At 60.5% G+C, this 8,589-nt stretch carries 8 protein-coding genes; 2 read left to right on the forward strand and 6 right to left on the reverse strand.

What is annotated here, in order from left to right; all coding sequences use genetic code 11:
• Window positions 1–104: 104 nt before the first annotated feature.
• Together PseAD21_RS12535 and PseAD21_RS12540 are read right to left on the reverse strand one after the other, a co-directional pair.
• A complete protein-coding gene (locus PseAD21_RS12535; protein WP_102355952.1) occupies window positions 105–584 on the reverse strand; it encodes a nuclear transport factor 2 family protein in 480 nt (159 codons plus the stop codon).
• 55 nt (window positions 585–639) lie between these two features.
• Complete coding sequence (locus PseAD21_RS12540) at window positions 640–1,203, reverse strand: TetR/AcrR family transcriptional regulator (RefSeq protein ID WP_102355953.1); 564 nt, start codon at window positions 1,201–1,203, stop codon at window positions 640–642.
• Between the two features lie 216 nt (window positions 1,204–1,419).
• Here PseAD21_RS12540 and pssA point away from each other — a divergent pair, with 216 nt between their 5' ends.
• Window positions 1,420–2,763 (forward strand): CDP-diacylglycerol--serine O-phosphatidyltransferase, encoded by a 1,344-nt coding sequence (pssA, locus tag PseAD21_RS12545; protein ID WP_102355954.1) that lies wholly within the window; start codon window positions 1,420–1,422, stop codon window positions 2,761–2,763.
• A gap of 122 nt (window positions 2,764–2,885) precedes the next feature.
• Here pssA and efeO (PseAD21_RS12550) read toward each other — a convergent pair whose 3' ends face one another.
• Genes efeO (PseAD21_RS12550) through efeU form a run of 4 tightly spaced genes read right to left on the reverse strand, consistent with a single transcriptional unit; the run spans window position 2,886 to window position 7,108 of the window.
• Window positions 2,886–3,710 (reverse strand): iron uptake system protein EfeO, encoded by an 825-nt coding sequence (gene efeO, locus PseAD21_RS12550; protein ID WP_102355955.1) that lies wholly within the window; start codon window positions 3,708–3,710, stop codon window positions 2,886–2,888.
• Between the two features lie 25 nt (window positions 3,711–3,735).
• Window positions 3,736–5,034 carry an iron uptake transporter deferrochelatase/peroxidase subunit gene (gene efeB, locus PseAD21_RS12555; RefSeq protein ID WP_102355956.1) on the reverse strand — a complete coding sequence of 433 codons (1,299 nt, stop codon included), beginning with the start codon at window positions 5,032–5,034 and terminating at the stop codon, window positions 3,736–3,738.
• 17 nt (window positions 5,035–5,051) lie between these two features.
• Window positions 5,052–6,251 (reverse strand): iron uptake system protein EfeO, encoded by a 1,200-nt coding sequence (efeO, locus tag PseAD21_RS12560; RefSeq protein WP_102355957.1) that lies wholly within the window; start codon window positions 6,249–6,251, stop codon window positions 5,052–5,054.
• A gap of 8 nt (window positions 6,252–6,259) precedes the next feature.
• Window positions 6,260–7,108 carry an iron uptake transporter permease EfeU gene (gene efeU / locus PseAD21_RS12565; RefSeq protein WP_102355958.1) on the reverse strand — a complete coding sequence of 283 codons (849 nt, stop codon included), beginning with the start codon at window positions 7,106–7,108 and terminating at the stop codon, window positions 6,260–6,262.
• Between the two features lie 208 nt (window positions 7,109–7,316).
• On the opposite strand from efeU, the gene PseAD21_RS12570 reads away from it, so the two are divergent.
• Window positions 7,317–8,333 carry an AraC family transcriptional regulator gene (locus PseAD21_RS12570; protein ID WP_102355959.1) on the forward strand — a complete coding sequence of 339 codons (1,017 nt, stop codon included), beginning with the start codon at window positions 7,317–7,319 and terminating at the stop codon, window positions 8,331–8,333.
• Window positions 8,334–8,589: the final 256 nt, after the last annotated feature.

Below are 8,589 nucleotides of genomic sequence, written 5' to 3' on the forward strand. Positions count from 1 at the left end.
GGGAGCGGGCTTGCTCGCGAAAGCGTTGTGTCAGTCAATATTCATGTCGCTGATACACCGCCTTCGCGAGCAAGCCCGCTCCCACATTTTCGATCTGTGTGAATTTACAGGCCGAGGTCGGACAGGCCCGGATGATCATCCGGGCGCCGCCCCAGCGGCCAGTGGAACTTGCGCTCGCTTTCCTTGATCGGCATGTCGTTGATGCAGGCATAACGCTGGAACATCAGGCCGTGCTCATCGAACTCCCAGTTTTCATTGCCATAAGAGCGGAACCAGTTGCCCGAATCGTCGTGCCATTCATAGGCGTAGCGCACGGCAATGCGCGTATCCGAGTAAGCCCAGAGCTCCTTGATCAAGCGGTAGTCCAGTTCTTTCGCCCATTTACGGGTCAGGAAGGCCTTGGCTTCTTCACGATTGTGGGCGAACTCGGCGCGGTTACGCCACTGGGTGTCCAGGGTATACGCCAGCGATACCTTTTCCGGATCGCGGGAGTTCCAGCCGTCTTCGGCCAGACGCACTTTTTCAATGGCCGATTCACGGTTGAACGGCGGTAAAGGCGGACGCACTTGGGCAGCAGTCGACATTTTCAGTCTCCCGATCTAATTGACGATTAAACAACGGTCAGGCTTATATAAGGCGTTACAGGTCCAATAACTTACGCGCCATGCATTGCGCATTATCAGCGGCACTGTGATCACCCATAACAAGCGCTACGGTAATGGCGCCGTCAATCAGGATCAGCAACTGTCTGGCCAGCAATTGCGGATCTTCGGTGCCATGTTCGGTACACAGCTCGCACAGGTAGTCGAGCAGTTTCTGTTTGTGGTCCTTGGCGACCTGGCGCACCGGATCTTCGGGGTCACCGGTTTCGCCACTGGTATTGATGAAGGCGCAGCCGCGGAAGCCTTCCGAGGCGAACCAGCCCTTGAGCACGGTGAACAGGTTGAGCAGGCGATCGGCCGGGGTTTCGGCCTGATCGACCGCGCTGCGGTACCAATGCATCCAGCGCACGTCGCGGCGCTGCAGGGCGGCGACGGTCAGTTCCTCCTTGTTGGCGAAGTAGCGGTAGATGCTTTTTCTGGAGACGCCGGCGGTCTTTACCAGTAGATCCATGCCGGTGGCCGCGATGCCACTTTTGTAGATCAACTTTTCGGTGACATCCAGAATGATGTCGCGGGTTTCGTTGCGGGTTGATTCGTTCATGTGGCGAACAGTAGAACGATCGTTCTCCTTGGTCAAGTGGGTATTTTTTGTGTTTGCCGTACCGCTTTCGCGAGCAAGCTCGCTCCCACAGGGGATCGCCTTTCAACTGTCGGAGTGAGCCTGCTCGCGAAGGCGTCATCACAGACAGTTACAAGACCCGAACCGAGCGATGGTGTAAGCTCTCGGGTTCTTCGGATTCGACCCATTGCGAGCCCTATGCCGTTGCTTTTCAAACGCTCTTTGCTGCCCAAACTGCGCAGCTTTCCGCTGACTGCCGAGGCCGTGACCATTCTGCCTGGCGCTGCCGAGTTCCGTCGTTGCCTGCTGGAGAAAATCGCCGAGGCGACCCAGCGCATCTACATTGTTGCGCTGTACCTGCAGCACGACGAGGCCGGTCAGGAAATCCTCGATGCCTTGCACGCCGCCAAGCTCAAGCGCCCGACGCTGGAAATTGTCGTGGTGGTCGACTGGCTGCGCGCCCAGCGCGGGCTGATCGGTGCCGGCAAGCAGCCGGGCAACGCGGCGTGGTACCAGGAGATGACCCGCACTCACCAGAGTGAAGTGCCGGTCTACGGCGTGCCGGTGCAGACCCGCGAGCTGTTCGGCGTCCTGCACTTGAAAGGTTTCGTGATCGACGATTGCGTGGTCTACAGCGGTGCGAGCCTGAACAACGTGTACCTGCACAAGTTCGACAAGTACCGTTTCGACCGCTATCACGTGCTGCTCAGCCGCGAACTGGCGGACTCGATGCACCACCTGATCAAGCACGGCCTGATTGAATCCAAGGCCGTGCATCGCCTTGACCTGCCGAACTTGCCGACCACCCGCAGCTTGCGCAACGACATCGGTGACCTGCGCAGCCGCCTCAAATATGCGACCTACGACACCAGTGCCGGCAGCACGGCGCATACCGGCCTGTCGGTGAGTCCGCTGCTGGGGGTGGGCAAGAACAACCCGTTGAACCGGGTGATTGTCGAGCTGATCGCCAGTGCGCAAAAGCAGCTGACCATCTGCACGCCGTACTTCAACCTGCCGCTGCCGATCATCCGTGAGGTCAACCGCGCGCTGGCCCGTGGCGTGAAGATCGACATCGTGGTCGGCGACAAGACCGCAAACGATTTCTACATTCCGCCGAGCGAGCCGTTCAAGGTGATCGCGGCGTTGCCTTACCTGTACGAAATCAGCCTGCGCCGCTTCGCCAAGCGTCATCAGCGCAACATCGACAATGGCCAGTTGAACCTGCACTTGTGGCGTGACGGCGACAACAGTTATCACCTCAAGGGCATGTGGGTCGACCAGCGTTATACGCTGCTGACCGGCAACAACCTCAATCCGCGGGCGTTCCGCCTGGATCTGGAAAACGCGCTGCTGATCGACGACCCGCAAGGCGAGTGGCTGCAGCCACGGGCGAAGGAGCAGGAAGCGATTTTCCGCAATACCACGCGGATTGCCAGCTTCCAGAGCCTGGAGACCTTGCCGGAGTACCCGGCGGGGGTGGCGAAGTTTCTCAAACGGGTAAGCCGGGTGCGGATCGAGCGGTTGCTTTACCGAATCCTGTAAACCTCAAGTCATTCAGGACGGCTAAAAACGCTATCGCGAGCAGGCTCACTCCTACAGGGGAATGCATTCCAACTGTAGGAGTGAGCCTGCTCGCGATGAGGTCCTGAAAGTCTCTACATCAATCAGTTCAGACCCAGCTTGCCACGCAATGTGGACAGGTCTTCGGCCAAGGTATTGACCGGGCCAACCAGCGCCTTGCGATCATTCTCTTTGACTTTGTCATACGTCTCGAAACCACCGTCCCTGGTCTTGTACTTGGCGAGGATCTTGTCCACGGTGGCGAAGTTCTTGTCCACTTTGGCGACGAACGCCTTGTCCTGCTTCTCGATCTGCGGCCGGAACAGGTCGACGATTTTCTTCGCCCCGTCGATGTTGCCCTGGAAGTCGTACAGGTCGGTGTGGCTGTAGCGGTCTTCTTCACCGGAGATCTTGGTCGCGGCAACTTCTTCCAGCAATGCGGCCGCACCACCGACGACTTTCTCCGGCGGGAAGGTCAGGCCGGCAACGCGGGTCTGCAGGTCTTTGACGTCGCTGTTCAGCTTGTCTGCCAGGGCGCCGAGGCCTTCGGTGCTCTTCTCCGAGAACAGCGAGTATTCGATGCGGTGGAAGCCGGTGAAGTCTTCGGCCTTCACGCCTTTTTCGTGATCGTCGACGCGCGAATCGATGGACGCATCGAGGTCACTGAACAGCTCGGCAATCGGCTCGATCGACTCGTAGTAGACGCGGGTCGGTGCGTAGAGCTTTTGCGCGGTGGCCAGATCACCTTTTTTCACGGCGTCGGTGAATTGTTTGGTGTGGCTGCCCAGCTCATCCAGTTGCTCGGTAACGTAGATCTTGTAGTCCGACACCGGCCCGACCAGATCCAGAGGCGCTGTCGCGGCGAACGCCGACAGCGGGGTGTTGAGCAAACCGAGGGTCAGCAATAACGCGAGTGGCGACTTTTTCATGGAGCGGCTCCGAGGGTTTTTATGGTTAGGCAGCTGTTTTGGGTTGTGTGGCGTTGAGCAGCGAGCGACCGATGAAATCCTTGTCGCCGGTGACACCCGGCAGGGTGAAGAAGTAACCGCCGCCGACCGGTTTGAGGTATTCCTCAAGCGGCTCGCCATTGAGCCGGGTCTGCACGGTGATGAAGCCTTTTTCCAGGTCGGCCTGGTAGCAGATGAACAGCAGGCCCATGTCGAGCTGGCCGTTCTTGTTCACGCCGTTGGAGTAGTTGAACGGCCGGCGCAGGATCAGGTTGGCCTGGCTCGCGGCGGTGCGCGGGTTGGCGAGGCGGATGTGTGCGTCGAGCTTGGTCAGCTTGCCTTGCGGGTCCTTGCTGTAATCCGGGACTTCGGTCTCGTGTTGTGCGCCCATCGGTGCCCCCGTGGTCTTGACCCGACCGATGATGCTTTCTTGTTCCTGCAACGGCGTACGGTCCCAGCGCTCGACGAAGTTGCGGATGATCCGCACCGCTTGATAGCTGCCGTGCGCAGCCCAGGCCGGCTCATCGCTGCCCGGTTGCACCCAGACAAGCTTGTCCATCGCCTTGGCGTCGTTGGAATCGGGGTTGGCCGAGCCGTCGCGGAAACCGAGGAAGTTGCGCGCCGATTGCGCCGGCACCCCCGGTTTGGCCGGGGCTTGCGGTGGCACGCTGCCTTCCTGTTTCCAGCGCACCAGCAGCAGGTCCGGCAGGTTTTTCACGATGTCGCGCAGGGCGTGAATGTTGGTGTCGGCGGTGTTCGAGCAGAACTGCAGGCTCAGGTCGCCGTGGCAGCAATCAGCCTCCAGCGCATCGTTGGGGAAACCGATCATGCGTTGCAGGCGTTTCGGTTTGGCGGCGGCCAGGCCGAAGCGTTCATCGAACAGCGATTCGCCCACCGACACGGTGATGGTCAGGTTGTCCGGGGTCACGACCGGGCCGAGGATGCCGGAGTCCGGTGGCGGCAGTTTCGGGTCGATATGCGCTACAGGGCCGCCCTTCATCAGGAACGCGATGCGCTCGTTGAGGGTGCGGAACAGCCGTTCGAGGTCTTCGCGATCGCTGGCCAGCACGTCGAACGAAACGAACATGCCGGACGCCGGGCGCGGAGTAACGATGCCGGTCTGGTGCGCGCCGTGGAAGTCATGACGGTCTTCAGTTTTATCGCTGCTCGGCGCTTCGGTGACTTGCGCCGGTGCTGCGGCCATCGCCGGGCAGCTCAGGGCCGAACCGGCCAGTGCCACACCGGCGACACCCATGCCCATCAGGAGGCGGCGACGTTGCAGATCGAGGTTTTGCAAATCTTTCATCGGTATTCGTCTTCTGCTTACAGGCCGGAGAGGCCGAGGGCGGGATCGATGCCATCCAGAGCGTCGGCGAGTGCCTTGGCCTTGTCGGCGATCTGTTTGCGTTGTTCGCCGCTGACCGTGTCGTAAGTGGCGTAGCCGTCCTTGACCTTGAAGCTGTTCAATACGTTGTCGAAATCGCTCAGCGCAGCATCGATTTTCGGCAGCAGATCCGGCGCCGACTTAGTCAGCATCGGCCGCAGCAACTCGACGACCTTGTGTGCGGTTTGCAGGTTGCCGGCAAAACCGTTGAGGTCGCCGTGGCTGTAGCGTTCTTCTTCACCACTGGCGGCGCGCACGTCAGCCAGGGTGTTGAGGTTGCGCACCACGATGTTGACCAACTGTTCCGGCGGCAGGGACTGGGCCAGCAGTTGCTGTTTGAGCGTGGTGACGTCGGCCAGAAGGCGCTCGGCGACCGGGTTCAAACCATCGAGGCTGCGTTGCTGGAATAGCGCGTATTCAATGCGGTGGAAACCGACGAAGGCCGGGTCCTGCTCGCGTCTTTCGAAATAATCAGCGCGGGCATTGATGCTGTTGTCCAGTTCCGCCAGGCGTTGCGCCGCCGGGGCCAGGCGCTGATAGGCGGCACGCGCCGGCAGGTACAAAGCCTGCGCCTGGCTCAGGTCAGCGCTTTCAATCGCCTGATTCAGCGCGGTCACCGCTTTGATCAGCGCGCTGCCCTGGCTGGCGAGGTAGACACGGAACTCCGACAGCGGCCCGACGAAGGCGACCATCGACGGTTTGGCCTTGGCGGCGGCATCGGAAGATGCGGTTGGCGTCACGTGGAGCACGCCACGTGGGTTGCTCAACAGCCCGCAGGTGATGGCGTAGTCGCCCGGTTGCAGGTTGGCGTTGATCACCTGGCTCAGGCCCGGGGCAATGTTCTCGCGCTCTTCGATCACCAGCACGCCGTCGAGGATTTCCCATTCCACCGCGCGGTCGGAACGGTTGACGATGCGGAAACTGGCGCGGCCCGCCGGTACGCTCAGCTCGTTCGGATCACAGCTGTGGGCGTTGATGTTGACCACCACTTCGTCATGGTTGTGCTGACGCTTGGCCGCGGCCATTTTCGAGGCGTAGTAAAACAAGCCACCGGCAGCGATCATCACGACCACCGAGCCGGCCACCGCCCAGCGCAGGGCGTGGGGAGGGGAGGCCTGAGGAGTATTAGGCTTTGACATGAGTGCCCTTATTGGCTGGAAGCGGAAGACGAATTGGCAGGCTTGGGCGTAGCAGGCGCGGCCGGGAAGAAAAACATCACCAGCGCCACCACCAGATAGAGCAGATACGCGCCGAGGGTGCTGACGGTCGGCGCATCCTGATAGCCGAACATGCCGGCCAGCACCGAGCCCAGCGGGCCATCCATCGGCAGCGTCGCGCTGAAGTCGAACAGCACGGTTTGCAGGTGATTCCAGAGGCCCGCTTCATGCAGGGCCTGCACCGAGTTGGCGAGGATCCCGGCGGCGACCACGAGGATGAACAGCCCGGTCCACTTGAAAAACGCCGACAGGTTCAGGCGCATGCTGCCGCTGTAGATCAGGAAGCCGACGACGATTGCCAGCACCAGGCCGAGCAGGGCACCGACCGGCGCGCCCGGGCCTTCGCTCTGCTGGAACACCGCGAGCAGGAAGAACACGGTTTCCAGGCCTTCGCGCGCGACGGCGAAGAACACCATGGCGATCAGCGCGATTACCTGATGCTTTGAAGACGTCAGGGCGTGATCCAGCGACGCCTGCAGCGAATGCTTGATCGAACGCGCGACCTTGCGCATCCAGAACACCATGGAACTGAGAATGCCGACGGCGACCAGACCGACCACGCCTTCGAACAATTCCTGCTGTTTTTGCGGGAATTCGGCGCTGACCAATTCCAGGCCACCGCCGACCAGCAGTGCCAGCGCGGCGGCGAGAAACACGCCGATCCACACCGCCGGCATCCATTGACCACGGCCGGTCTGTTGCAGGTAGCTGGCGATGATGCCAACGATCAGGGCGGCTTCAATGCCTTCACGCAGCATGATCAGAAAAGGAACGAGCATTGCGGCAACCACGAGTGATTTAGATAGGTGGCTAAGTTGTAACATAATGACACTCATTCCCAAATGGGGATGGTTGACATTTACCTGAACACTCGCTGAACGGCACCTGTCTTTGCCTTGCTCAGATCCAATTGTGGGGATTCGTGCTGAGTCCGAATCCTGCGTTAAGATGCCCGTCACCCGAAAACAACAAGGTCTGCCTCGCTCCATGTCGGAAAAAGACACCATTGCCGTTCAACTGGTGCGTGAAGCGCTGCTGCAAAGTTGTGCCCCGGGCGTGGCCACGGATGAAGTCTTGAACAAGGTCGGGATTGCTCCGGCCCTGCTGCACAGCGAACAGGGGCGGGTGCCTGCCTCGCAATACGCCAGACTCTGGCGACTGCTGGCGCGGCGCGGCGATGACGAGTTCTTCGGCATGGACCCGCGTCAGCTCAAATCTGGCAGCCTCGAATTCCTCTGCCGCAGCGCCATGGCGCAACCGACCCTGGCCGCTGGTTTGAGCACCGGCCTGAATTTCCTCTCGTTGATGCTGGAAAAAATGCCGGCGCAACTGCTGCACCAGCAAAGTCTGGCGGAAATCGTCCTGCTCGAAGACGACCCCGAACCGCGCCGCGCCTTCACCTATTTCACCTACTGGATGATTGTCCACGGCGTGGCCTGCTGGCTGGCCGGGCGGCGGATTCCGATTCTGGCGATCGAACTGCGCTGCGCCGAGCCGGACTTCTGCGACGACTACCGGGTGATGTTCTCGGAAAACCTGCGTTTCGACCGCCCACGCACGCGGATGATCTTTGCCGCAGACTGCCTCGACCTGCCGATCAAACGCACGGCCGAAGAGCTGAAGCGTTTTCTGGCCCACGCGCCGGCCAACATTCTGGTGAAGTACCGCGACCCGGAGAGCCTTGCCAGCCGGATCAAGCAGGATCTGCGGCAGTTGCCCGCCGAGCAGTGGCCGGAAACCGAGGTTCTGGCGCAACAGCTGTGCATGTCCGCCTCGACCCTGCGCCGGCGTTTGTCGGAAGAAGGGCAGACCTATCAAGGCCTCAAGGACAGCGTGCGCAAGGAACTGGCGATCATCTGGCTGGCGGAACCGTCGATCAGTTTCGTCGAGATCGCGACGCGGCTGGGGTTTGCCGATGCGAGTTCGTTCTACAAGGCGTTTCGCAAGTGGTCGGGGTCGAATCCAGGGCATTACCGCACCTTGATCCTCAACGAAGCCGTCTGATCCGGATGGTTTGCAGCCTGATCGGGCCTCTTCGGGAGCAAGCCCCCTCCCACATTTGAAATGCATTCTTCCCGTGATTGCAGCTTGCCCGGCAGTCACAGGTGATCCCACCTCTGAAATGCATGCTCCCTGTGATTGCAGCTTGCCCGGCAGTCACAGGTGATCCCACCTTTGAAATGTATGCTGCCTGTGATTGCAACTTGCCTGGCAGTCACAGGTGATCCCACCTCTGAAATGCATGCTCCCTGTGATTGCA

The sequence above is a fragment of the Pseudomonas sp. AD21 genome (genome assembly GCF_002878485.1).
GTDB lineage: Bacteria > Pseudomonadota > Gammaproteobacteria > Pseudomonadales > Pseudomonadaceae > Aquipseudomonas.

Coding starts and splice junctions, on each gene's coding strand:
- PseAD21_RS12535 (WP_102355952.1), bottom strand. CDS start 584: ATGTCGACTGCTGCCCAAGTGCGTCCGCCTTTACCGCCGTTCAACCGT.
- PseAD21_RS12540 (WP_102355953.1), bottom strand. CDS start 1,203: ATGAACGAATCAACCCGCAACGAAACCCGCGACATCATTCTGGATGTC.
- pssA (WP_102355954.1), top strand. CDS start 1,420: ATGCCGTTGCTTTTCAAACGCTCTTTGCTGCCCAAACTGCGCAGCTTT.
- efeO (WP_102355955.1), bottom strand. CDS start 3,710: ATGAAAAAGTCGCCACTCGCGTTATTGCTGACCCTCGGTTTGCTCAAC.
- efeB (WP_102355956.1), bottom strand. CDS start 5,034: ATGAAAGATTTGCAAAACCTCGATCTGCAACGTCGCCGCCTCCTGATG.
- efeO (WP_102355957.1), bottom strand. CDS start 6,251: ATGTCAAAGCCTAATACTCCTCAGGCCTCCCCTCCCCACGCCCTGCGC.
- efeU (WP_102355958.1), bottom strand. CDS start 7,108: ATGCTCGTTCCTTTTCTGATCATGCTGCGTGAAGGCATTGAAGCCGCC.
- PseAD21_RS12570 (WP_102355959.1), top strand. CDS start 7,317: ATGTCGGAAAAAGACACCATTGCCGTTCAACTGGTGCGTGAAGCGCTG.